At 71.5% G+C, this 22,909-nt stretch carries 20 protein-coding genes; 9 read left to right on the top strand and 11 right to left on the bottom strand.

The genetic code is table 11. The annotated features are described in order from the left end of the window. Window positions 1-24: 24 nt before the first annotated feature. Genes ACZ6TI_RS39505 through ACZ6TI_RS39470 form a run of 8 tightly spaced genes read right to left on the bottom strand, consistent with a single transcriptional unit; the run spans window position 25 to window position 7,698 of the window. Window positions 25-1,500, bottom strand: a complete 1,476-nt coding sequence (locus ACZ6TI_RS39505) for an acyl-CoA synthetase (RefSeq protein WP_465350382.1) — start codon at window positions 1,498-1,500, stop codon at window positions 25-27. Further along, window positions 1,497-2,366, bottom strand: a complete 870-nt coding sequence (locus ACZ6TI_RS39500; protein ID WP_465350381.1) for an amidohydrolase family protein — start codon at window positions 2,364-2,366, stop codon at window positions 1,497-1,499. Before ACZ6TI_RS39500 ends, ACZ6TI_RS39505 begins: the two co-directional genes overlap by 4 nt. Window position 2,367: 1 nt before the next feature. Continuing rightward, window positions 2,368-3,255, bottom strand: a complete 888-nt coding sequence (locus ACZ6TI_RS39495) for an SDR family NAD(P)-dependent oxidoreductase (protein ID WP_465350380.1) — start codon at window positions 3,253-3,255, stop codon at window positions 2,368-2,370. Continuing rightward, window positions 3,242-4,210 carry a branched-chain amino acid ABC transporter permease gene (locus tag ACZ6TI_RS39490; RefSeq protein ID WP_465350379.1) on the bottom strand — a complete coding sequence of 323 codons (969 nt, stop codon included), beginning with the start codon at window positions 4,208-4,210 and terminating at the stop codon, window positions 3,242-3,244. Before ACZ6TI_RS39490 ends, ACZ6TI_RS39495 begins: the two co-directional genes overlap by 14 nt. After that, complete coding sequence (locus ACZ6TI_RS39485) at window positions 4,207-5,067, bottom strand: branched-chain amino acid ABC transporter permease (protein WP_465350378.1); 861 nt, start codon at window positions 5,065-5,067, stop codon at window positions 4,207-4,209. Before ACZ6TI_RS39485 ends, ACZ6TI_RS39490 begins: the two co-directional genes overlap by 4 nt. Continuing rightward, window positions 5,064-5,747, bottom strand: a complete 684-nt coding sequence (locus ACZ6TI_RS39480) for an ABC transporter ATP-binding protein (protein ID WP_465350377.1) — start codon at window positions 5,745-5,747, stop codon at window positions 5,064-5,066. The genes ACZ6TI_RS39485 and ACZ6TI_RS39480 overlap by 4 nt, the downstream gene beginning before the upstream one ends. Next, window positions 5,744-6,523, bottom strand: coding sequence for an ABC transporter ATP-binding protein (locus ACZ6TI_RS39475; protein WP_465350376.1), 780 nt, complete (start codon window positions 6,521-6,523; stop codon window positions 5,744-5,746). Before ACZ6TI_RS39475 ends, ACZ6TI_RS39480 begins: the two co-directional genes overlap by 4 nt. Beyond that, on the bottom strand, window positions 6,520-7,698 hold the full coding sequence (locus ACZ6TI_RS39470) for an ABC transporter substrate-binding protein (protein ID WP_465350375.1): 1,179 nt from the start codon (window positions 7,696-7,698) through the stop codon (window positions 6,520-6,522). The genes ACZ6TI_RS39475 and ACZ6TI_RS39470 overlap by 4 nt, the downstream gene beginning before the upstream one ends. Window positions 7,699-7,825: 127 nt before the next feature. Here ACZ6TI_RS39470 and ACZ6TI_RS39465 point away from each other — a divergent pair, with 127 nt between their 5' ends. From ACZ6TI_RS39465 to ACZ6TI_RS39455, 3 genes are read left to right on the top strand one after another with little or no spacing between them, the layout of a single operon-like run. Next, window positions 7,826-8,665 (top strand): PaaX family transcriptional regulator, encoded by an 840-nt coding sequence (locus ACZ6TI_RS39465; protein WP_465350374.1) that lies wholly within the window; start codon window positions 7,826-7,828, stop codon window positions 8,663-8,665. Then, window positions 8,662-10,014, top strand: a complete 1,353-nt coding sequence (locus ACZ6TI_RS39460) for a hypothetical protein (protein WP_465350373.1) — start codon at window positions 8,662-8,664, stop codon at window positions 10,012-10,014. Before ACZ6TI_RS39465 ends, ACZ6TI_RS39460 begins: the two co-directional genes overlap by 4 nt. A 28-nt stretch (window positions 10,015-10,042) precedes the next feature. Beyond that, entirely contained in the window at window positions 10,043-12,067 is a 2,025-nt protein-coding gene (locus ACZ6TI_RS39455; RefSeq protein WP_465350372.1) for a PQQ-dependent sugar dehydrogenase, read from the top strand. A 57-nt stretch (window positions 12,068-12,124) separates the two neighbouring features. Here ACZ6TI_RS39455 and ACZ6TI_RS39450 read toward each other — a convergent pair whose 3' ends face one another. Beyond that, a complete protein-coding gene (locus tag ACZ6TI_RS39450; protein ID WP_465350441.1) occupies window positions 12,125-13,168 on the bottom strand; it encodes an NAD(P)-dependent alcohol dehydrogenase in 1,044 nt (347 codons plus the stop codon). Between the two features lie 133 nt (window positions 13,169-13,301). On the opposite strand from ACZ6TI_RS39450, the gene ACZ6TI_RS39445 reads away from it, so the two are divergent. After that, window positions 13,302-14,159 carry a helix-turn-helix transcriptional regulator gene (locus ACZ6TI_RS39445; protein ID WP_465350371.1) on the top strand — a complete coding sequence of 286 codons (858 nt, stop codon included), beginning with the start codon at window positions 13,302-13,304 and terminating at the stop codon, window positions 14,157-14,159. Here ACZ6TI_RS39445 and ACZ6TI_RS39440 read toward each other — a convergent pair. Further along, window positions 14,116-15,183 carry a LacI family DNA-binding transcriptional regulator gene (locus tag ACZ6TI_RS39440; protein ID WP_465350370.1) on the bottom strand — a complete coding sequence of 356 codons (1,068 nt, stop codon included), beginning with the start codon at window positions 15,181-15,183 and terminating at the stop codon, window positions 14,116-14,118. The genes ACZ6TI_RS39445 and ACZ6TI_RS39440 overlap by 44 nt on opposite strands. 154 nt (window positions 15,184-15,337) lie before the next feature. Between ACZ6TI_RS39440 and ACZ6TI_RS39435 the strand changes: the two genes are divergently transcribed. Genes ACZ6TI_RS39435 through ACZ6TI_RS39415 form a run of 5 tightly spaced genes read left to right on the top strand, consistent with a single transcriptional unit; the run spans window position 15,338 to window position 22,711 of the window. Next, a complete protein-coding gene (locus ACZ6TI_RS39435; RefSeq protein ID WP_465350369.1) occupies window positions 15,338-16,270 on the top strand; it encodes a carbohydrate ABC transporter permease in 933 nt (310 codons plus the stop codon). Then, the gene (locus tag ACZ6TI_RS39430) at window positions 16,267-17,088 is read left to right on the top strand and encodes a carbohydrate ABC transporter permease (RefSeq protein ID WP_465350368.1); all 822 of its coding nucleotides are present in this window, start codon (window positions 16,267-16,269) and stop codon (window positions 17,086-17,088) included. Before ACZ6TI_RS39435 ends, ACZ6TI_RS39430 begins: the two co-directional genes overlap by 4 nt. A 7-nt stretch (window positions 17,089-17,095) precedes the next feature. Continuing rightward, window positions 17,096-18,358 (top strand): ABC transporter substrate-binding protein, encoded by a 1,263-nt coding sequence (locus ACZ6TI_RS39425; RefSeq protein ID WP_465350367.1) that lies wholly within the window; start codon window positions 17,096-17,098, stop codon window positions 18,356-18,358. Beyond that, window positions 18,352-19,569 (top strand): glycoside hydrolase family 1 protein, encoded by a 1,218-nt coding sequence (locus ACZ6TI_RS39420; RefSeq protein WP_465350440.1) that lies wholly within the window; start codon window positions 18,352-18,354, stop codon window positions 19,567-19,569. Before ACZ6TI_RS39425 ends, ACZ6TI_RS39420 begins: the two co-directional genes overlap by 7 nt. Before the next feature lie 10 nt (window positions 19,570-19,579). Next, window positions 19,580-22,711, top strand: coding sequence for a family 78 glycoside hydrolase catalytic domain (locus tag ACZ6TI_RS39415; protein ID WP_465350366.1), 3,132 nt, complete (start codon window positions 19,580-19,582; stop codon window positions 22,709-22,711). A gap of 59 nt (window positions 22,712-22,770) precedes the next feature. Here the strand turns inward: ACZ6TI_RS39415 and ACZ6TI_RS39410 are convergent, their stop codons facing one another. Continuing rightward, window positions 22,771-22,893, bottom strand: coding sequence for a ribosomal protein bL36 (locus ACZ6TI_RS39410; protein WP_465350365.1), 123 nt, complete (start codon window positions 22,891-22,893; stop codon window positions 22,771-22,773). Between the last annotated feature and the right edge of the window lie 16 nt (window positions 22,894-22,909).

The raw sequence follows: 22,909 nt of genomic DNA, 5'->3' as shown, positions 1-22,909 counted from the left end.
AATGCACCCGGATGTAGCCCTTTCCTAGGCCGGATCGCGGAGGGGTAGCGCCCGCAGCGGCGCCTTGCGGATCTTGTTGGAGCCGGTGCGGGGGAGTTCGGCCACGACGTCGACGTAGACCGGGAGCTTGTAGCGGGCCAGCCGCCCGTCCAGGAACGCGCGCAGGCCGGCCGCGTCGACCGACCGGTCCGGCGCCGGCACGATGAAGGCCCGGCCCACCTCGCCCCAGCGCTCGTCGGGGACGCCGACCACCGCCACCTCGGCCACCGCCGGATGCTCGAAGATCGCCGCCTCGACCTCGGCCGGATAGACGTTCTCGCCGCCCGAGACGTACATGTCCTTGATCCGGTCGACGATGAAGTAGTGGCCGGCCTCGTCGACCGTGGCCACGTCGCCGGAGCGGAACCAGCCGTCGCCGGCGAACGACGCCGCTGTCGCGCCGGGGTCGTTCCAGTAGCCGGGGGTGACGTTCGGGCCGCGGATGAGCACCTCGCCGGGCTCGCCGGGCGCGGTGTCGGTCAGGTCCGGGCGCACGCAGCGCACCTCGGTGAAGAACACCGGCACCCCGGCCGAGCCGACGTGCGCGGCGCTCTCCGGGGCCTCCAGGAAGGTGGCGCCGGGTGCGGTCTCGGTCATGCCGTAGCCCTGGCAGAAGGTCAGACCGCGGTCCTGGTAGGTGCGGATCAGGGCGGCCGGCACGGCGGCGCCGCCGGTCATCATGGTCCGCACCGAGGACAGGTCGGCGTCCGCCCAGCGCGGCGACTGGGCGAGCGTGGAGTACATGGTGGTGACGCCGAACATCCAGGTCACCCGGTGCCGGGCGATCAGGTCGAAGGCGCCGTCGATGCTCCAGGACGGCATGAGCACGCAGCGGCCGCCCTTGAGGATCGTCGGCAGCAGGCACTGGTTGAGCGCCGCGACGTGGAACAGCGGAGCGCCGACCAGGGTGACCTCGTCGCTCGCCACGTCGACCGAGACCAGCAGGTTGTAGCAGTTCCAGATGAGGTTGCCGTGGGTGAGCACGGCGCCCTTGGGGTGGCCCGTGGTGCCGGAGGTGTAGAGGATGCACGCGGGATCGTCGTCCGCGACGGGGACCTGAGACAAGAACGGGGCAGCGTGTTCGGCCGACGTCACCACCGTGGGGACGCGCTTGCAGGCCTGGACGGTCGGCGCGGACTCCGGGGCGTGCAGCAGGACCTTCGCGCCGCTGTGCGCGAGCATGTAGTCGATCTCGGGGGCGGCGAGCCGGAAGTTCAGCGGCACGAAGATGCCGCCCAGCCGGTAGGTGGCGAACATGGTCTCGACGAACCTCGGATGGTTCGGGCCGAGGTAGGCGACCCGGTCGCCCGCGCGCACGCCGGCCTCGTGCAGGTGCCCGGCCGTCCGGAGCACGCGGTCGTGCAGTTCGGCGTACGTGATGTGCTCCTCGCCGAAGACCAGCGCGACCCGGTCCGGGGAGATCTCCGCCCGCCTGGCCGGCCATGATCCGAGGCCGCTCATGAGGTGAGGCCGAGCAGCCGGGCGGCGTTCGCCTTGAGGATCTTCGGGCGGACCTCGGGCTTGATGTCGAGGGCGGCGAAGTCGGCGAGCCAGCGGTCCGGGGTGAGCACCGGCCAGTCCGATCCGAAGAGCACCTTGTCCTGGAGCAGGGTGTTGGCGTAACGGACGAGCTGCGGCGGGAAGTATTTGGGCGACCAGCCGGACAAGTCGATGTGCACGTGCGGCTTGTGCGTGGCCACGGCGAGGGCCTCGTCCTGCCACGGGAAGGACGGATGGGCCAGGATGATGCGCAGGTCGGGGAAGTCGGCGGCGACGTCGTCGACCAGCATCGGGTGGGAATACTTCAGCCGGATCCCGCCGCCACCCCGCACGCCCGCGCCGATCCCGGTCTGTCCGGTGTGGAACAGCGCGGGCACCTCGAGCTCCTCGATCGCCTCGTAGAGCGGGTATGCCATCCGATCGTCCGGCGCGAACCCCTGCAGGCTGGGGTGGAACTTGAAGCCCCGCACGCCGTGGTCGCGCACCAGCCGCCGAGCCTCCCGCACGCCCGCCCGGCCCTTGTGCGGATCGATGCTCGCGAACGGGATCAGCACGTCCGGGTGCGCGGCGCAGCCCGCGGCGACCTCCTCGTTGGCGATCCGCGGATGCCCGGTCGCGTGCTCGGCGTCCACCGTGAAGACGACCGCGGCCATCCGGCGCTCACGGTAGTGGGCGGCGGTCTCGTCGATGGTCGGCTGCCGATGCCCTCCGGTCTTGAAATATGCCGCCGAGGCGTCCAGCAGGGAGGGGCTCAGCGACCCGTGCCCGTCCGCGCCGACCTCGGCATGCGTGTGCACGTCGATGGCGTCGAGCGACTCGATGTCCATGTCAGATTCCGTAGGTCTCGAGCTCGGCGCCCACCCCGGAGTGCCACTGCCCGGCGATCGCCGCGGCACTCCACCCGCCGTCGGCGAAGGCCACCGTCTTCTCCTTCGGGTGTGCCCAGAGCGCCAGTCGGTCGCCGCCCACCCCGATCGCCTGCCCGGTGACGTCCTTCGCGGCGTCCGACGCCAGGAAGGTGATCAGGCCGGTGACGTCCTCGACGGTGCCGAGGCCCGCGTCGCGCCGCAGCCAGTCCGGCAGCGGCGTGCCGGTGCGCTCGGCCTCCTCGATGACCGGCTTGAAGGCCGGGATGGTCCGGGTCATCTCGGTGGCCGCCACCGGCACCACGGCGTTCACCGTGATCCCGCTGCGGGCCAGTTCGAGCGCCCAGGTGCGGGCCATCGCCGCGATCCCGGCCTTGGCCGCCGCGTAGTTCGTCTGCCCGAAGTTGCCGCGCTGCCCGGCCGGCGACGAGATCAGGATGAGCCGGCCGCCGTCGCCCTGCTCGCGCATCCGGATCGCGGCCGCCCGCGCGCAGGTGAACGTGCCGCGCAGGTGCACCCGGATCACCGCGTCGAAGTCGTCGTCGGTCATCTTCCAGAGCACCCGGTCGCGCAGGATGCCGGCGTTGGTGATCAGCACGTCGAGCCGGCCGAACTCCCGGACCGCCGCCTCGACCAGCCGCTCGGCGGCCGCCGTGTCACCGACCGCGGCGGCCACCCCGGTCGCCCGTCCGCCGGCCGCGGTGATCGCGGCGACCGCCTCGTCGACGGCCGCGGCGTCGAGGTCGTTGACCACCACGGCGGCTCCCTCGGCCGCGAGCGCGCGGGCGTAGGCCAGGCCGAGGCCCCGTCCGCTGCCGGTGACGATCGCGACCTTGTCAGTGAGACGCATTCTTGGCACCACCCTTGGGGGAGAGGTCGCGCAGGGCCGGGACGATGCCCCGCGGCAGATAGAGCACGGCCACGACGAGCAGCAGGGCGTAGACCGCGTAGGAGAGGACGCTCGGCGCGTAACTCGGCATGCCGGGCTGGGTGCCGAGCGCGGTCAGCACCTGGACCAGCAGGATGATGACGGTGGCGCCGACCACCGGGCCGGCGATCGTGCCGAGCCCGCCGACCACGGCCATCACCACGTACTCGATGGACAGCAGCACCGGGAACGAGCCCGGCGCCAGATAGCCGACGTAGAAGGCGTAGACCCCGCCGGCCAGCCCGGCGAACGCGGCGGACAGCGCGAAGACGGCGAGCCGGTAGCCGCCGATCGGGATGCCGCTGGCCGCCGCGGCGATCTCGTTGGTCGCGGCCGCGCGCAGGCCCCGGCCGGCCCGGGACGCGACCACGTTGCGGGAGATCAGCAGCACGACCGCGAGCACACCCCACACCACGTACGCATAGCCCAGGTCGTCGCGCAGCTCCAGGCCGCCGAGCGAGAGCCGCGGGATGCCCTGCAACCCGATCGCGCCGCCCGCCCAGTCGCCCTGGCCCAGCAGCGACAACAGGATCAGTTGCATGGCCAGGGTGGCGAACGCCAGATGGTGGCCGCGCAGCCGCAGCAGTGGCGCGCCCAGCAGGACCGCCGCGGCCGCCGCGATGACCGGCGCCGCGAGCAGGCCCACGAGCGACGGCAGGCCGTGCACGGTGAGCAGACCGGCGGCGTAGCCACCGATGGCATAGAAGGACGCCTGGCCGAGCGAGACCTGCCCGGCGTACCCCATCAGCATCGACACGCCGACCGTGACGGTCGCGGCGAGACCGAGCAGCACATAGATCGCGAGATGCCGTTCCGGCAGCAGCGGCGGCAACGCCAGGGTGAGCGCCGCGAGCCCGGCGAGCCACCAGCGGTTCATCGGAGCGCCTCCTGAACCTGGCCGGTGCGGGCCGCCTGCACGATCATCACGGTGAGCATCAGCAACAGGGCGACCTCCAGCTGGTAGGCGCCGCCGCCGTAACCGGCGATCAGGGTCTGCGCGACGCCGAGCAGCAGCCCGCCGAGCAGCGCGATCGCCGGCCGGGTGAGACCGCCGAGGATGGCCGCCGCGAACCCGTTCACGATCAGGGTCACGTCGCTGTCGAAGGTGACCTGCTGCACCGGAGTGGTGAGCACGCCGGCCAGCCCGCCGAGCGCGCCGCCCAGGGCGAACGCGAGCAACCCCATCCGGCGCACGTCGATGCCGACGACCCGCGCCGCATAGCGGTTGGAGGCGCAGGCGGAGAGCGCCTTGCCCAGGTCGGTGCGGGCGAAGAACGCCGCCATGACCAGGAAGATCGGCACGGCCACGGCGAGGATCAGCAAGTAGTGCGCCTGCAGGCGGGCGCCGGCGACCTCGGCCACGCCGGTCAGCCCGGCGAAGGATCTCGGCTGGTCTCCCCAGATCAAGATCTCCACCGCGTACGCGAACACGCCCAGCCCGAGCGTGACGATCAGCGATGTGCCCGGCGTGGTGCCGGACCGTCCGATCGCGACCATCCCGACCAGCAGACCGGTGAGCGTGGCGACGAGCAACCCGGCCAGCTCGGCGAGGCCGTGCGGCAGACCGGCGGCCAGCAGCGTGCCGGTCAGCATCGCCGCGATCACCGCGAAGGCGCCCTGCGCGAAGTTGACCACCCGGGTGACCCGGTAGATCGCGACCAGCCCGCTGGCCACCAGCGCGTATCCGGCGCCGATGCCCAGCCCGGTCAGCACGTAGCCCAGGAAGTCGGTCACGACGCCGCCACGTGCCCGCCGAGGTAGGCCGCCGTCACCCGCGGGTCGCGGGCCAGGTCGGCCGCCTTGCCGCTGAGCACGATCCGGCCGGCCTCCAGCACGTACGCCCGGTGGCACAGCTCCAGCGCGAGGCGGGCGTTCTGCTCGATCAGCAGCACCGCGAGTCCCCGCTCGGCGTTGAGCGTGCGCAGATGCTCGACCAGGGTCGCGACGATCAGCGGCGCCAGCCCGAGGCTCAGCTCGTCCACCACCAGGATCTCCGGCCGGGCCATCAGCGCCCGCCCGATCGCCACCATCTGCTGTTCGCCGCCGGACAGCCGCCCGGCCTTGCGGCGCCGCAGCCCGGCCAGCTCGGGCAGCAACTCGTAGACCGCGGTGGTGTCCCGGCCGCGACGCCCGTTGCGCCAGCCGCCGAGGCGCAGGTTGTCGTCGACGGTCAGGTCGCCGAAGACCTCCCGGCCCTCGGGCGACTGGGCCAGCCGCCCGCGTACGGTGATCTGCCCGGCGTCCGGCCGCACCAGGCCGGAGACGGCCTTGACCAGGGTGGACTTGCCGGCGCCGTTGGCCCCGATCAGCGCGACCAGCTCGCCCTCGCCGACGGTCAGGTCCACGCCGTCCAGCGCCGTGGCGCCGGCATAGCGCACCGTCAGGCCGGTCACCTCGACCACCGGCGGGCTCATGCCGCGGCCCCGGCCTCGTCGCCCAGATAGGCCGTGATCACCCGGGAGTCGGCGCGGACCTCCGCGGCGGTCCCGTCGGCGATCACCTGGCCCAGGTCGAGCACCGTCACCCGGTCGGCGAGCCGCATCACGAAGCCGACGTCGTGCTCGACCAGCAGCATCGTCAGCCCCTCCGAGCGCAGATCCTCGATCAGGGTGGCCAGGCGTTCCCGCTCGGCCGTGCGCAACCCGGAGGCCGGCTCGTCGAGCAGCAGCAGCCGCGGCCGCCCGCACAGCGCCCGGGCCAGTTGCAGCGCCCGCTGCTGGCCGAGCGGCAGCTCCTCGGCGGGCCGGTCGGCCCACTCGGCGATGCCGGTCCGGCGCAGGCACTCCGCGGCGCGTTCGCGGATCACCCGCTCGGCCCGGTGGTGCGCGGGCAGCCGGAACGCCGCCGCGACGAACCCGGCCCGGGTGGTGCTGTGCGCGCCGACCATGACGTTCTCCAGGACGCTCAGGCCGTGGAAGACCCGGGCGCCCTGGAAGACGACGCCGACGCCGAGCCGCGCCCGGCGGTGCGCGGCCAGCTTCTCGACCGGCGCGCCGTCCAGCCGCACCGTGCCGGCGTCCGGCACGAGCTGGCCCCCGATCAGCGCGAACAGGGTCGATTTGCCGGCCCCGTTCGGGCCGATCACCGCGCGCAGCTCGCCGGGCGCGACGCTCAGGTCGGCGTCGCGGACCGCATAGACGCCGCCGAACGACCGGGCGATCCCGCTGACCTGAAGGGCCGCGCCGGTCATTGCCCGCCGAGCTTCTTGCGCGAGTACTCGGTGGGCTCGAACTTGCCGCCCTTGATCGTGTTGATCGCGATGTGCTCGGTGGTCAGCCCACTGTGATTGGTCGCCGAATAGGTGTAGGTGCCGTTCGGCGTGGTCAGCGTCAGGCCCTCGAGGGCGTCGCGCACCTTGACGCGGTCGGTGCCGCCGGCCTTCTCGATCGCCGCGGCCAGCAGCTTGACCCCGCTGTAGCCGTCCTGCGCGAACTGCGGTGGCGGGTAGCCGTATTTGCCGGTGAACGCGGTGGAGAGCTCCTCAATGGCGGTCTTCTGCGGGCCGGCCGGGAAGAACTCGCCGACCACGCCGATCGAGGTGGCGATGGTCGCGCCGTCGGCGGCCGGACCGGCCGGGTCGAGGAAGAGTTTGCTGGCCTGTGAGCCGGTCAGCACCAGCGGGACGTCCAGCCCGGCGGCGGCGTACTGCTTGGTGAGCGCGACCGCGGGCGCGCCGGTGGCCCAGACCATCAGGGCCTGCGCGTCCGAGGAGCGGACGTGGCTGAGCACCGCGCCGAACTCGGTGGCGGTGGTCTGGAACTCCTCGATCGGGCTCAGGGTCACGCCATAGGTGCCGGCCTTCTCCTGCAGCGCCTTGGCGCCGGCCGCCGCATAGCTGCTCCTGGTGTCGAAGGCGACGGCGACCCGCACCAGCCCCTCGGCCTGGAAGTACTGCAGGGCGGCCTCGGCATAGGTGCTGGACAGCGCCGGGACGACGAAGACGTACGGGTGGATGGGCTTGACCTGCTCGTCGGCCGGGGTGAGCGACAGGTAGGGGATCTCCTCGCGGTCGACCAGCGGGATGGTGGCCAGCGCGGAGTTCGAGAACGGCGAGCCGATGATCGCGTCGGAGTCGGTCTTGAGCTCGTTGAAGGCGAGCACCGCCTGGTCGGGAAGGCTCTTGTCGTCGCGGACGGTCAGCTCGACCTGCCGCCCGCCGATGCCGCCGCCGGCGTTGATCCGGTCCACGGCGAGCGCGACGGACTTCTGGTTCTCGCTGCCCAGCGGCGAGTAGTTGCCGGTCAGCGAGACGATCTGGCCGATCCGGATCGGGTCGGCGGTGTCGCCGCCGGAATCATCGCCGCCGCAGCCCGCGGCGGCGATCGTGAGGCTGAGGACGACCAGAGCGGGCACAGATCTGCGCACGGGTACCTCCCGGTGCTTTTCCTGCGGGTGATTACCGGACCGTGTCGAAAAAGTTAGGCGTTCCTTTCACTGCGGTCAAGATTCTGCCTAACATCTTGCGCATGCCGTCGCTGAGAGGTCTCCTCCATTGACCGATCCCGCCGAACCGTCGCCGCGCCCGCAGACGCTGATGCTGATGCTGCTCGGCGACTTCGTCCTGGACCGGGACGTCTGCGTCTTCTCCGGCAGCGTCATCGACACGTTCGCGCGCCTGGGCATCTCGTCGCACGCGACCCGGTCCACCTTGACCCGGATGGTCGGCCGCGACCTGCTGCGCCGCCAGCGGCACGGCCGCAGGATGTACTTCGGGCTGACCCCGCGAGCGGCCGCGATCCTGCACGACGGCCGGCGGCGGATCTGGCAGACCGGCGCGGTCAACGACGGCTGGGACGGCAGTTGGACGCTGCTCTGCTTCTCGCTGCCCGAGTCCTGGCAGCGGCAGCGCCACGATCTGCGCTCCCAGCTGGCCTGGGCCGGGTTCGGCCCACTGCAGGGCGGCCTGTGGATCGCCCCGGGTGCGGTGCCGGCCCAGGAGATCGTCACCGGCCTCGGCCTGGAGGCGCACGCCCGGGTCTTCCACGCCCGCGCGGACGAGCTGACCGACATCACCGCGATGGTCGGCGACGCCTACGACCTGGCCGAACTCGCCTCCCGCTACCAGGACTTCCTGACCCGCTGGGACGGCCCGCCGCCGCTCGGCGATCCGCTCGCGGCCCGGCTCAGCCTGGTCGCCGAGTGGCTCACCGCGATCCGCCGGGATCCCCGGCTGCCGGTCGAGCACCTGCCGCCGGACTGGCCGGCCGTCCGCGCCCAGAAGGTCTTCCGCGACCTGGAGGCGGCGTACGCCGAACCGGCCGATGTCATCGCCGCCGGCCTCCTCGACCTGCGACCCGACACGCTCAGCCCACCCCACCAGGAGGAGCCATGATCCGCCGACTCGCCACCGCCGCTCTCGCCCTGACCCTCGTCGTCGCCGGCGGGGTCCCGCCGCACGCGTCCGCCGCCACCCTCGAGGACACCCACTACACCGGCAGCCTGCCCGACGGCGCCACCTGGGTGGCAGACGTCCCGGCCCGCTGGAACGGCACGCTCGTGCTCTACAGCCACGGCTTCGGCGCCCTGCAGGCGATCGACGCTCCCAACCCGGCCACCCAGCGGGCGCTGCTCGATCGCGGCTACGCCCTGGTCGGCTCCTCCTACGACCCGGACGGCTCGCTCTGGGCGCTGGACAGCGCGACCCGGGACCAGTTCGCCAGCCTGGCCGCGATCACCCGCCTGATCGGACGGCCCCGGATCACGCTGGCCCTGGGCACCTCGATGGGCGGCCTGGTCAGCGGCCAGGAGGCCCAGGTCGCCGGGCGCCGGTTGGACGGCGCGGTGTCCACCTGCGGGCTGATGGCCGGCGGCATCGACCTGAACAACTATCAGCTCGACGGCGAGCACGCCCTCAACCGGTTGCTCCGGCCGGACGCGCCCGCCAAGCTCGTCGGCTATGCCGACCCGGGGGAGGGCGCCGCGGCGGCGCAGCAGCTCGCCGCCAGTGCCACCGCGGCCCGCGGCACCGCCACCGGACGCGCCCGCGTCGCCCTGGCCACCGCGCTGCTCAACATGCCCACCTGGTCGGCCGCCCAGCCGAGCCCGCCGGCGCCGGGGGACAGCGAGGGCATCGCCACGGCCCAGTACGACTGGCTCGTCGCCACGCTGCCGTTCATCATGCCCGCGCGCTACTGGATCGAGCTCGCGGCCGGCGGAAACGCGTCCTGGAACGCCGGGGTGGACTACCGCCGGCTGCTGGCCCGGTCGCCGTACCGGCACACCGTACGTGAGCTCTACCGCTCCGCCGGGCTGGACCTCGACGCGGACCTGCGCGACCTCACCCGGCACGCGGACGTGCGGCCGGATCCCGGCGCGGTCCGCCGCCTGGCGCGCACCTCGACGCTGTCCGGCCACCTCGACGTGCCCCAGCTGACCATGCACACGCTCTACGACCAGCTCGCGCCGGTCGAGTTCGAGAACCGCTACGCCGACCAGGTCCGGAGCGCCGGGGACACCGGCCTGCTGCGCCAGGCCTACGTCGCCCGCCGCGGCCACTGCGCGTTCGTCACCAGCGAGATCATCGCGGCGCTGCGGGCCGTCGAGCACCGGGTCCGGTCCGGCCGCTGGGACTCGGCCGCGACCACCCGGCGCCTGCAGGCCGCCGCGACCGCCGCCGGCCTCGGCGACAGCCCGGCCTTCGTCGACTTCCGGCCCGGCCCGTTGGTCGGTCACCGTGCATAGATGACGATCATTGGGTACGTTGCGCTTCGTGTCTTTTCGTAGATTCCTGGCCCCGGTGGCCGTAGTCGCCGTCGCGGTGGGCTCGATCGTCTCGGTCGTCGGGTCCGCCTCGGCGGCGACCGGCTCGCCCGTCGTCGGCGTCGCGTCGGGTCGCTGCCTGGACGTGATCGGCGACAGCCGTGAGCCCCGGGCGGGCGTCAACATCTATGACTGCCTGCGGAAACCGAACCAGCTGTGGAACTACACCGCCGCCCGCGAGCTGCGGGTCTACGACGACACGATGTGCCTGGACGTCTCCGGCGCCGGCGCCGTGCAGATCTATCCCTGCAACGGTGGCGCCAACCAGAAGTGGAACCGCAACGCCGACGGCTCGATCACCAGTGACCGGTCCGGCCAGTGCCTGGACGTGAAGGGCGCGTCGAACGACAACAGCGCGCTCGTCCAGCTGTGGACCTGCAACGGGCAGGGCAACCAGAAATGGCGGTCGTCGGACACCACGCCGCCGACGCCGCCGGGCAATCCGCGGGTGCGCGACCTGGTCTGCGACGCGGTGACCTTCGCGTGGGACGCGTCCACCGACGACGTCGCGGTCGCGTTCTACGACATCTACCACGACGGTCAGCAGATGACCTCGGTGAGCGGGCAGACGCTGTCGACCAGCCTGACCGTCGTGCCGGGAGCTTCCTGGGGCCTCTACGTCAACGCCCGCGACGCCGCGGGCAACGTGTCCCAGGCCAGCGCCACCGTGCCGATCACGCCGCCGCAGTGCGCGCCCGACTCGGAGGCGCCGACCACACCGCAGCAGCTGGTCGCGGCGGCCGAGGGCACCACGGTCACCCTGAACTGGGCCGCATCGAGCGACAACATCGCCGTCCGCGGGTACGACGTCTACCGCGACGACGCCAAGGTGGGCAGCGTGCCGGGGACGGTGACGTCCTTCATCGACAGCGGCCTCGCCCCGGCCCGGCGGTACGTCTACGACGTGGTCGCCCGCGACGCCCAGGCCAACGCCTCGCCGCACAGCGCCCCGGCCACCGTCACCACCGGCGCGAGCTGCGCCAACCCGGTCTGCGAGGTGGACCAGGTCGCCACCGACACCGACATCCCGTGGGGCCTGGCCACGCTGCCGGACGGCGGCGTGCTCTACACCCGCCGCGACGCCCAGAACATCGTCCGCCTCGACCCCGCCACCGGCGCCAAGACGAACCTCGGCACCGTGCCCGGCGTGCAGAGCACCGACGGCGAGGGCGGCCTGCTCGGCCTGGCGGTCTCCCCGGAGTTCGCCACCGACCGGTGGCTCTACATCATGCACACCTCGCCCACCGACAACCGGATCATCCGGATGAAGCTCACCGGCGGCGTCCTCGACACCGGCTCCCGGCAGGTGCTGATCAGCGGCATCCTGCGCAACAAGTTCCACAACGGGGGCCGGCTGCGCTTCGGCCCGGACGGCAAGCTGTACGCCAGCACCGGCGACGCCCAGAACGGCGACAACGCCCAGAACCTGGCCAACCTCAGCGGCAAGATCCTGCGGCTCAACCCGGACGGCGGCATCCCGTCCGACAACCCCTTCAACACGTACGTCTGGAGCTACGGCCACCGCAACCCGCAGGGCCTGGCGTTCGACGCGCAGGGCCGGTTGTGGGAGCAGGAGTTCGGCAACTCCGTCATGGACGAGACGAACCTGATCGTCAAGGGCGGCAACTACGGCTGGCCCGCCTGCGAGGGCACCTCCGGCGCCTGCGGCACGGCCGGCTTCATCGCCCCGAAGCGCACCTACTCCACGGCCGAGGGCTCCTGCTCGGGCATCGCCGTGGTCGGCTCGGCGCTCTACATCGCCTGCCAGCGCGGCACCCGCATGTACCGCGCGGTGATCAGCGGCACCGAGCTCACCGGAGTGCAGACCTACTTCAACGGCACCTACGGCCGCTTGCGCACCGCCGAGCCGGCTGCGGGCGGTGGCCTCTGGCTGACCACCAGCAACCTCGGCGACAAGGACAGCGTCCCGGACAACAGCGACGAGAAGATCCTGCACGTCACGCTGGGCGGCTGACCGTCACGCGGCTCGGGCGGGAACGGATCCTGTCGGCGCCCCTCTCCCGCCGCGGTCTCAGCGCAGGGTGTCGATGTCGATCACGAAGCGGTAGCGCACGTCCGAGCTGAGCACCCGCTCGTAGGCCTCGTTGACCTGGTCGGCGCCGACCAGCTCGATCTCCGGCGCGATGCCGCGCTCGGCGCAGAAGTCGAGCATCTCCTGGGTCTCGGCGATGCTGCCGATGCCGGAGCCGGCGAACGAGAGGCGGTTGGCGAAGAGCGCGAAGACCGGTACGGCGAGCGGCTCCGGCGGCGCGCCCACGCTGACCAGGGTGCCGTTGAGGCGGAGCAGTCCCAGGTAGGCCGCCATGTCGATCGGCGCGCTGACCGTGTTGATGATCAGGTCGAAGCTGTGCTTGAGCGCCTCGAAGGTCGCGGGGTCGCCGGTGGCGTGGTATTGCTCGGCGCCGAAGGCGATGCCGTCGTCCTTCTTGCCCAGCGTCTGCGACAGCACCGTCACCTCGGCGCCCATCGCGGCGGCGATCTTGACGGCCATGTGGCCCAGGCCGCCCAGGCCCACCACGGCGACCTTGGTGCCCGGCCCGGCCTTCCAGTGCGCCAGCGGCGAATATGTGGTGATCCCGGCGCACAACAGCGGCGCCGCCTTCTCGTACGGGATCGCCTCCGGCACCCGCAGCACGAAGTCCTCGTTGACCACCACGTGCGTCGAGTAGCCGCCCTGGGTGACCGTGCCGTCCCGGTCGACGGCGGCGTAGGTGCCGATGTTGCCGTTGAGACAATATTGTTCCTGGCCGGCCCGGCAGTTCGCGCACTCGCGGCACGAGTTGACCATGCAGCCGACGCCGGCCCGGTCACCGATGGCGTGCTTGGTGACCTCGGCGCCGATCTCGGTGATCTCGCCGACGATCTCGTGGCCGACGGTGAGCGGATAGGGCACCTCGCCCCACTCGCCGCGCACGGTGTGGATGTCGGAGTGGCAGATGCCGGCGTAGCGGATCTCGATCAGCACGTCGTGCGGACCGAGGTCGCGACGCTCGACGGTGGTGCGGACGAGCGGTGCGGTGGGCGAGGTCGCGGCGATGGCGTTGACGGTGAGAATGACGTCCTCCGGTATGACGCGATGCTGGCTGACGAGGACAGCTCACCACGCCCGCGGCGGAGCTACGAGTCACTCTGCAGAGGTGTACCGCCAGTACATCCCTCGCCGGCGCGGCGCGTCGTACCGTCGAGGGATGGACAACCGAGCCGAAGTGCGCGAGTTCCTGACCTCGCGCCGCGCCAAGATCACGCCGCAACGGGCCGGGCTGCCGGTCAGCGGGCAGCGCCGCGTCAGCGGCCTGCGCCGCAGCGAGGTCGCCGCGCTGGCCGGCATGAGCGTGGAGTACTACGCCAAGCTCGAACGCGGCGCCCTCGCCGGGGTCTCGGCCGGTGTGCTCGAGGCGATCGCCCGGGCCCTGCAGCTCGACGACGCCGAGCGCGCCCACCTGATGCGCCTCGCGCAGGCGGCCAACGGCAGCGGCGCGCTGCTGCGGCCGAACCGCCGGCCCCGGCAGTGGACCGTGCGGCCCAGCCTGCAGTGGTCCCTGGACGCGATCACCGCGCCGGCCATCGTGGTGAACAACCGCGCGGACCTGGTCGCCACCAACCACCTCGGCCGGGCCATGCACAGCGACCTTTACGCGGACCCGGCCGGCACCCCGAACTTCGCCCGGTTCACCTTCCTGGACAGCGCCGCGCACCGGTTCTATCCCGACTGGAACCGCTTCGCCGACATGACCGTGGCCAACCTGCGCACCGCGGCCGGCGTCGACCCGCACGACAGGGGCATCCACGACCTGGTCGGTGAGCTGTCCACCCGCAGCGACGAGTTCCGCCGCCGGTGGGGCGCGCACAACGTGCGGATCCACGGCACCGGCGTCAAGAACTTCCACCACCAGGTGGTCGGCGACCTCGAGCTCGCGTACGAAAGCATGGGTTTGATCGCCGAGCCCGGCCTCGTGCTGACGCTTTACGCGGCGGAGCCCGACTCACCGACCGCGCACGCGCTCACCCTGCTCGCGTCGTGGGCCCTGTCGTCGGCGAAAAAATAGCCGTGGTGCGCCGCTCGACGAGCGTGGGGGAGAGCTTGACCTGCGCCGTCGGCTGGTCGCGGGTGGCGATCCGGGCGAGCAGCAGCCGGGCCGCCTCCGAGCCGATGTGGTGCCCGGCCTGATCCACTGTGGTCAGCGAGATGGGCGCGAAGGCGGCGAAGGTGGTGTTGTCGTAACCGGCCAGCGAGACGTCGCCGGGCACCGACAGGCCGGCCTCGATGAGCGCGTCCAGCACACCCATCGCGACGATGTCGGCGCCCGCGAAGATCGCGGTAGGCCGATGCTCGCGGGCCAGCAGCTGCCGGGCGCCGAGGTAGCCACCCTCCTGCGTGTAGGTGGTGGACGCGACGTCGATGTGCTCGCCCAGTCCGTGCGCCCGCATGGCGTGCCGGTAGCCGTCGGCGCGGATCGCGTTGGGCATCTCGGCCAGCCGGACCGGGTCGGTCTCCAGGTGCTCGATGTGGGCGATGCGGCGGTGCCCGAGCGCGGCGAGGTGCGCGACGACGAGCTCGGCGCCGGCGAAGTCGTCGTCGGCGACCGTGTCGTAGTGGGTCGCCCGGCCGTGCCGGCCCACCACCACGGTCGGGACGGTGCGCGCGACGCGTTCCAGATGTTTGCGGGAGCCGGTCGGCGCGACCAGGATCAGCCCGTCCATGCTGCGGTCGATCATCGCGTCGTGGATGCGTGCCTCCGCCACCTCGTCGTTGCAGCAGCGGGCCATCATCTGCACGTAGTCGGTGCCGTCGAGGCCGGCGGTCACGCCGTCGAGGACGTCGGCGAAGAACGGGTTGCGGATGTCCGGCAGGGTCACCCCGATCGTGTACGTGCTCCCGCGTAGCCCCCGCGCCGCGGCCGACGGGCGGTAGCCGAGCTCCTCGATCGCCGCCCGCACCCGCGCGCGCATGTCGGGGCTGGCGCCGTAGGCGTTGTTCATCACCTTGGACACCGCGGTGGTGGAGACCCCCGCGTGGCGGGCCACGTCGACGATCGTCACCCGCCGCGCCGGCGTGGTCTGTTTCGGCATCCGATCTCCCGCCTTCTCGGAAACGTTACCCAGCATAGATCACCTACTTTCCTTGACGTCGTTCGGCATCCGCTCTTAAGGTCGGCGAAACATCTTGGAAAACGTTTCCCATCGCCTCGGGCGATCTGTGAAACGTTCAAACGAAGAGGTTCCCGTGTCGGTCGATCTTCGAGAACGTGCGCCGGAACGGGCCGCGACCAGCACCTCGCGGTCCCGGCGGCGGGTGACGCCGCCGTGGTGGTTCGTGGTGCCGGCGATGGTGCTGTTCGCCTTCGTGGTGCTGGTGCCGAGCGCCCGCGGCGTCTACTACGCGTTCACCGACTGGGACGGCCTGAGCCCGGACCTCGACGTGATCGGCCTGAGCAACTTCACCACGATGCTCGACGACCCGGACGCCCTGCAGGCGGTCTGGCACACCCTGCTGATCGCGGTGGCCATCACGGTCATCCAGAACGGCATCGGGCTGCTGCTGGCGCTCGGCGTCAACACCATGATCAAGAGCCGGAACGTGCTGCGGGTGCTGCTGTTCGCCCCGGCGGTGATCACGCCGATCGTGACCGCGTACCTGTGGCGGAACCTGCTCGGCCCGGACGGCGCGGTGAACAGCCTGCTCGGCGCGGTCGGGCTGGGCTCGCTGCGGCAGGACTGGCTCGGCGACCCGGATCTGGCGCTGTGGATGATCGTGCTGGTCGTGGTCTGGCAGTTCGCCGGCTACTCGATGGTGATCTTCCTGGCCGGGCTGCAATCGGTGCCCCGGGAGATCTACGAGGCGGCCGCCATCGACGGCAGCGGGCCGGTGCGCCGCTTCTGGTCGATCATCCGCCCGCTGCTGGCGCCGGCCATCACGATCAACCTGATGCTGTCGATCATCGGCGGGATCAAACTCTTCGACCAGGTGTACGCGCTGACCGGCGGCGGCCCCGGCCACGCCACCGACACCATCTCCACCCTCATCTACAAGGACGCCTTCACCCTGGGCGAGTTCGGCTACAGCATCGCCCTCGCGGTCGTCCTGACGGTGATCGTCGCCGTCGTCTCGGCCGGGCAGTTCGCCGTGCTGTCGCGCAACGAGCGGGCCGCGTCGTGAACCGCTACCGCCCGCGCACCCTCGCGCTCGAGCTCTTCATGATCGCGGTCGCCGCCGTCTTCGCGTTCCCGGTCTACGTCCTGATCAACCTGGCCGTGCGGGCGCCGTCCGACGACTCGTCGCCGATCGCGCCGACCGCCTCGCCGACCCTGGACAACTTCGCGAGCGCCTGGCAGGAGGCCGGCCTCGGCGGCGCGCTCATCAACAGCGTGGTGGTCACCGTGGTCAGCGTGCTGATCGTGCTGGCGGTGTCGTCGCTGGCCGCCTACCCCCTGGCCCGCTCGACCGCGCACTGGTCCCGGGGCACCTTCCTGGCGATCATGCTGGGCCTGATCCTGCCGTTCCAGCTGGCCTCGCTGCCGCTCTATCAGACCGTCCGCGATCTGGGCCTGCTCGGCTCGGTCTGGTCGCTGGTGCTCTTCTATGCCGGGCTGCAGGTCCCGTTCACCACGTTCCTCTACGTCGGCTTCCTGCGGGCGCTGCCCCGCGACTTCGAGGACGCGGCGCTGATCGACGGCGGCACGCCGCTGCAGACCTTCCGCTACGTCGTGCTGCCGATGCTCAAGCCGATCACGGTCACCGCGCTGGTGCTCAACGCGGTGAGCATCTGGAACGACTTCTTCACCCCGCTGCTCTATCTGAGCGGCAGCACCCAGCAGACCATGCCGGTCGCGATCGCCGGCTTCGTCGGCCAGTACGTCTCCGACTGGAACCTGATCTTCGCCGCGCTGGTGATCAGCATCGTGCCGGTCCTCGCGGTCTATCTCGCACTGCAGCGCTCCATCATCAACGGCTTCGCCGGAGGACTGAAGGGATGACAGCACCATGAAAATACGCTTTCTCGCCGCGCTCACCACGGTCGCGCTCGCCGTCACCGCGTGCAGCGGCGGCACCAACGCCGGGTCCGGCAATAGTGGTGGCGACTCGAAGACGCTGACGCTCGCCTCGGTTGACCAGGGGTCCATCGAGGACGTCGTCAAGGCGTTCGAGGCGGCCAACCCTGGAGTGAAAGTCAACTTCACCACCAGCGGGGCAGATCAATATCAACAGCAGATCCGTACGCAGCTCGCGTCCGGCACCGCCCCCGACGTGCTGAGCGTCTGGCCGGGCAACGGCAACCCCGGCGCCACCTACGTGCTGGCCAAGCCCGGCTATCTGCTCGACCTGTCCGACCAGCCGTGGGCCGGCCAGTTGCCGGACGCGTTCAAGACCGTCGCGCAATACGAGGGCAAGACCTACAACGCGCTGTTCGGCCTGAACGGGATCGGCGCCGTCTACAACGACGACGCCCTGCAGAAGTCCGGGCTGACCGCGCCGGGCACCTGGACCGATCTGCTCGCGTTCTGCAAGGCCGCGGCGGGCAAGGGCACCCCGGCGTTCGCCCTCGGCATCCAGGACAACTGGGTCACCCAGCTGGCGCTCTACGCGCTGGTCGCCACCGACGTCTACGGCGCCGACCGCGACTTCGACGCCAAGATGCAGGGTGGGCAGGCCACCTTCGCCGGATCGCCGTGGACCACCGCGATGGCCAAATATCAGCAGATGCAGAGCAGCGGCTGCTTCCAGAAGAACCCGCTGGGCACCAGCTATGAGGCCAGCCAGACCCTGGCCGCCTCCGGCAAGACGCTCGGCATCATCCAGGGCAACTGGGTGATCGCCCTGCTGAAGCAGAAGAACCCGGCCGGGAAGTTCACGATGAAGGCGCTGCCGGCCACCGACGACCCCGCGAAGTTCCTGATGCCCGCGGCCGCCGGCGCCGGCTACGGCATCAACGCCAAGGCCAAGAACAAGGACCTCGCGCTGAAGTTCATCACCTACGTGATGTCCCCGGCGGGCATGAAGGTCTTCAACCAGAAGCAGGGCAGCCTGCCGACCCTGCCCGACGCCGGCTCGACCGTCGACCCCGGGCTCACCGAGCTGACCACCTTCGTCAAGGACAACCGGACCGTCCCGTTCATGGACCAGCTGTGGCCCAACGCCAAGGTGCAGCAGACGATGCTCAGCGGCCTGCAGGAGGTCTTCAGCGAGCAGAGCACCCCGGCCCAGGTGCTGTCCTCGATGGACACCGACTACAAGGCCGGATCCTGAGGTTCCCGGCCGGCTTCCTCTGGGGCGCCGCGACGGCGGCGCACCAGGTGGAAGGCGGCAACGTGAACAACGACTGGTGGGACTTCGAGCACACCCCCGGCACCGCGGCGGTGGAGTCCTCCGGCGACGGCATCGACCACCTCCACCGCTACGCCGGCGACTTCGCGCTGCTCGCCTCGCTCGGGCACAACGCGCACCGGCTGTCGGTGGAGTGGTCCCGCATCGAGCCGGCGCCCGGCGAGTTCAGCGCCGCGGCGCTGGCGCACTACCGGCGGGTCCTCACCGCGCTGCGGGACAACGGGCTCATCGGCATCGTGACCCTGCACCACTTCACGCTGCCGCGCTGGTTCGCGGCCCGCGGCGGGTGGCTGGCCGCCGACGCCGTCCCGACGTTCGCGCGCTACTGCGCGCGGGTCGCCGAGGCGCTCGGCGACCTGATGCCCTACGCCTGCACCATCAACGAACCGCAGATGGTCGCCCTGCACGGATATCTCGAGGGCTACCACCCGCCCGGCCGCGCCAGCCGGGTGGAGTGGAAGCGGGTCGGCGGAGTGCTGCTCGAAGCGCATCACGCGGCCGTCCGGGCGGTGCGCAGCGCGGCGCACTCCCGGATCGGGCTGGCCGTTCAGCTTCCGCTGCTCGTCCCGGCCCGCGACGACGACGCCTGCCGTGCGCTGCACCAGGAGATGCGGCACGAGATCGTCGACCGCTATCTCGACGGGCTCGACGGGCCGGACGCGGGGGACTGGCTCGGCGTGCAGTACTACCGGAAACAGTGGGTCGATCCGGCCTCGCCGACCCTGTTCGCGGTGCCGCCGCCGGGCACCCCGATCACCCAGATGGGCTGGGCGGTGCATCCCGACGGACTGCGCGAGATGCTGCATCGGGCCGCGCGTACCGGTCTGCCCTTGATCGTCACCGAGAACGGCATCGCCACCGGCGATGACGCCGAGCGCGTCGACTACCTCGCCACTCACCTGCGCGCGCTGGCCCAGGCCCGCGACGAGGGCGTGGACGTGCGCGGCTATCTGCACTGGTCGGCCTTCGACAACTTCGAATGGAGCGAGGGCTACCGGCCCCGGTTCGGTCTCGTCGCCGTCGACCGTGCGGACTGCTTCGCCCGCCACCCCAAGCCCAGCGCGCACGCCTTCGCCCGGGTCGCCCGCACCGGGCGGGTGGACGCGCTGACCGAAAGACCCACCCGAGAATGAAGGAGTTCTGGTGTCACCGATCAGAAGACCGGCGTTCCTCATGACCATCGCCCTGCTGCTGACCCTCGGCATGGCTCCACCGGCCGCGGCCGCCTCCGGTGGCGTCCGGGTCGTCAACCTCAGCGTCGACGGCCGCACCGACGCGCCGCTCGGCCTCGACAACCCGCGGCCCACCCTCGCCTGGCAGATGATCCAGAGTAGGGCGTGCCGGGCGCAGACCTGTCCCGGCGACCGGCAGACCGCGTTCGAGGTGCAGGCCGCGGCCACCGTCGCGGATCTGCGCGCGGGGCGGCTGCTCTGGCACACCGGCCGGGTGAGCGGTGACCGGCAGGACGTGCGGTTCGGCGGTGACCTGGGCTCGCGGGACACCGTCGCCTGGCGCGTACGCGTCTGGGACGCCCACCGCAACCCGTCCGCCTGGTCCGCGCCGTCCACCTGGACCATGGGCCTGCTCAGTCCGGAGGACTGGGGCGGCGCCCGCTGGATCGACTACCCCGACCGCACCGAGGGCCGGCCGCTGCCGCTGTTCGCCCGCCAGTTCGACGTGCCCCGCGGCAAGAAGGTCGCCGACGCCCGCCTCTACCTGGCCGGCGTGGGCCTGCACCACGCCACCGTCAACGGCGCCGAGATCACCGACGAGGTCCTGGCGCCCGGCAACGCCAACTACCAGCTCTCCGCCGAATATCGCACCTACGACATCACCCGCGCCCTGCTGTCCGGCGCCAACACCGTCGGGGTCGCGCTCGGCAACGGCCCGGCCTACGTGCGCCGCAGCGTCACCAACCCGGCGGTCGGCCGCACCGCGCCCTATTCGTGGTGGCAGAGCCAGCTCAAGGGCAACGGCACCCTCACCGCGGACGTCCCGGCCGGCAGCACCACCGTGCCGCTCGACACCACCACCGGCTATCACGTCGGCGGCACCATCAACGTCGACACCGGCGGGGGCGGGGACCGGCTCGAATCCCGCGTCATCACCGCGATCGGCGCCGGGAGCATCGACTTCACGCCGGGGCTCACCGGCGCGCACCCGGCCGGCGCCCGGGTCACCGGGTCCGGCAACAACATCGCCGCCAGCGACGCCTCGGCCGGCGCCGCAGTCACCCCGCGCCTGATCGGTCGCCTGGAGATCACCTACCGCGACGGCAGCACCGACGCGATCGTCACCGACCGCTCCTGGCGCACCGCGCTCGGCCCGCTGGTCACCGACGCCTGGTATTCCGGCGCCGACTACGACGCCCGGCGCGAGCAGCCCGGCTGGGATCGGCCCGGCGCCGATCTCGGTGCGGGAGCGGAACGCCGCGACGGCACCCCGACCGGCTGGATCGCGGCCGGCATCGCACCTCCGCCCAACCTGGCCACCAGACTCGTCGCCCGCGTCGCCGAGCCGATCACCGTGCAGGAACGCCGCACGCCGGTATCGCTCACCAACCCGGCGCCCGGCACGTGGGTCTTCGACTTCGGCCAGAACATCGTCGGCTGGCCGCGCCTCAACCCGGCCCGGCTGCCCGCCGGGGTCACCGTCAAGATGGCGCCGGCCGAGTCGCTCAACCCCGACGGCACGGTCAACCAGGCGTCGCTGATGGGCGGCGGCGGATCCCGCGGCACCGACCTGTTCAACACGTACACCACCGCCGGCCTCGCCCGCGGCGAGGCCTGGCACCCCGACTTCAACTATTTCGGCATGCAGTGGGTCCAGGTCACCGGTCTGCCGCCGGGCTTCACCCCGACCAAGGACCTGATCACCGGGGTACGCCTGCAGGCGAACGTCCCGGTGGCCGGCACCTTCACCTCCTCCGACGCCCGGATCAACCGGATCCACACGATGGCGCGCTACTCCTTCGCGGCCAACATCATGTCCGTCTTCACCGACTGCCCCGGCCGGGAGAAGCTGTCCTATCCGGCCGACTACACGATGCCGATGGGCGCGATCCACCGCGACTTCCAGCTCGACGCCTTCCTGCGCACCACGATGCGGCACCTGGTCGAGGGACAGTCCATAGCGGACACTCCGATGGCCGGCAACGTGGCGCTGAAGACGCCGGTCTACGACTGGGGTTACACCGGCCGCTTCGGCGACGAGATCAACTGGGGCAACGCGATCGTGCTCGTCCCCGAGCTGCTGCAGCAGCTCTACGGCGACCCCGCGCTGATGGACGCCTCCTACGACCGCATGGTCGCGTTCGTCGACTACATCCAGCGGCAGAAGGTCGGCGCCGGGCACATCGTGGACGCGGCGCTCGCCGACTGGGTCGCCGCGGATCAGACCTCCGGCCGCATCACCGGCACGTGGGGCTACTACCTGACCATCCAGGCGATGGCCCGCGCCGCCGCGCTCACCGGGCACACCGCCGACGCCGCCCGATACACCCAGTTGGCGGGGGAGATCCGGGACGCCTTCAACGCGGCCTTCTTCAACGACACCCTGGGCCGCTACACCACCAACGGCAACAACGGCACGGCCGGCGCCACCCAGACCGCGCAGGCCCTGGCGCTGGACGCCGGCCTGGTGCCCGACGCCGATCGCAAACGGGTGCTCGACGCCCTGGTCGAGCTGGTTTACGCCTTCCACCCCAACGGATCGGGCCCGCACTTCAGCGGCGGCACGATCGGCATGGCGCCCATCGTCCGTTCGCTGATGGACGCCGGCCGCGATGACGTGCTGTGGGAACTCCTGCAGCAGAACGAGGAGCCCAGCTACGGCTTCTTCATGGCCTCCACTCCCGCCAACCCCGGCGGTATGACGACCATGGGCGAGCGCTGGAACCGCGGCGACTCCAAGAACCACATGATCCTCGCCCAGATCGAGGAGTGGTTCCACGCGGGCCTGGCCGGCATCCGGGCCGCCGACGGCGCCACCGCCTACCGGGAGCTGGTCATCCAGCCGAAGCCGGTCGGCGACCTCACCTCGGTGCGCGGCACCTATGAGACGCCGCAGGGGGTGGCCCGATCCGCGTGGACGAGGACGGACGGCCGCTTCCGGCTCACGGTGACCGTGCCGGCCAACACGACCGCCGAGGTGTGGGTGCCGACCGTCGACGGCGCGGTCGCGGAAACCCCGCACCGGGCCGGGTTCCTGCGCGCGGAGGACGGCTACGCCGTCTATCGGGTTCCGTCCGGCTCCTACACATTCAGCACCCGGTAAAGGAGGCTCCGGTGCGCGTCGGCCTCGACCCTCGAGTCGCCGGCGCGCACCGGCATCGCTCAGCCCTGGCGGCCGTTCCAGCGGGGATTCTTCCGGTTGATCACCACGAGCCGGCCGCGCCGGCGGGTGAGAACCGAACCGGGCTTGCTCTTGAGCGACCTGAGTGAGTTGCGCACCTTCATGATGAGACCTCTTTCC

The sequence above is a fragment of the Actinoplanes sp. NPDC051388 genome, assembly GCF_055586225.1.
The sequence above is the reverse complement of the archived record's forward strand: the minus strand, read 5'-3'. Positions and strand labels throughout refer to the sequence as shown.

Coding starts and splice junctions, on each gene's coding strand:
- ACZ6TI_RS39505 (WP_465350382.1), bottom strand. CDS start 1,500: ATGAGCGGCCTCGGATCATGGCCGGCCAGGCGGGCGGAGATCTCCCCG.
- ACZ6TI_RS39500 (WP_465350381.1), bottom strand. CDS start 2,366: ATGGACATCGAGTCGCTCGACGCCATCGACGTGCACACGCATGCCGAG.
- ACZ6TI_RS39495 (WP_465350380.1), bottom strand. CDS start 3,255: ATGCGTCTCACTGACAAGGTCGCGATCGTCACCGGCAGCGGACGGGGC.
- ACZ6TI_RS39490 (WP_465350379.1), bottom strand. CDS start 4,210: ATGAACCGCTGGTGGCTCGCCGGGCTCGCGGCGCTCACCCTGGCGTTG.
- ACZ6TI_RS39480 (WP_465350377.1), bottom strand. CDS start 5,747: ATGAGCCCGCCGGTGGTCGAGGTGACCGGCCTGACGGTGCGCTATGCC.
- ACZ6TI_RS39475 (WP_465350376.1), bottom strand. CDS start 6,523: ATGACCGGCGCGGCCCTTCAGGTCAGCGGGATCGCCCGGTCGTTCGGC.
- ACZ6TI_RS39460 (WP_465350373.1), top strand. CDS start 8,662: ATGATCCGCCGACTCGCCACCGCCGCTCTCGCCCTGACCCTCGTCGTC.
- ACZ6TI_RS39445 (WP_465350371.1), top strand. CDS start 13,302: ATGGACAACCGAGCCGAAGTGCGCGAGTTCCTGACCTCGCGCCGCGCC.
- ACZ6TI_RS39440 (WP_465350370.1), bottom strand. CDS start 15,183: ATGCCGAAACAGACCACGCCGGCGCGGCGGGTGACGATCGTCGACGTG.
- ACZ6TI_RS39425 (WP_465350367.1), top strand. CDS start 17,096: ATGAAAATACGCTTTCTCGCCGCGCTCACCACGGTCGCGCTCGCCGTC.
- ACZ6TI_RS39410 (WP_465350365.1), bottom strand. CDS start 22,893: ATGAAGGTGCGCAACTCACTCAGGTCGCTCAAGAGCAAGCCCGGTTCG.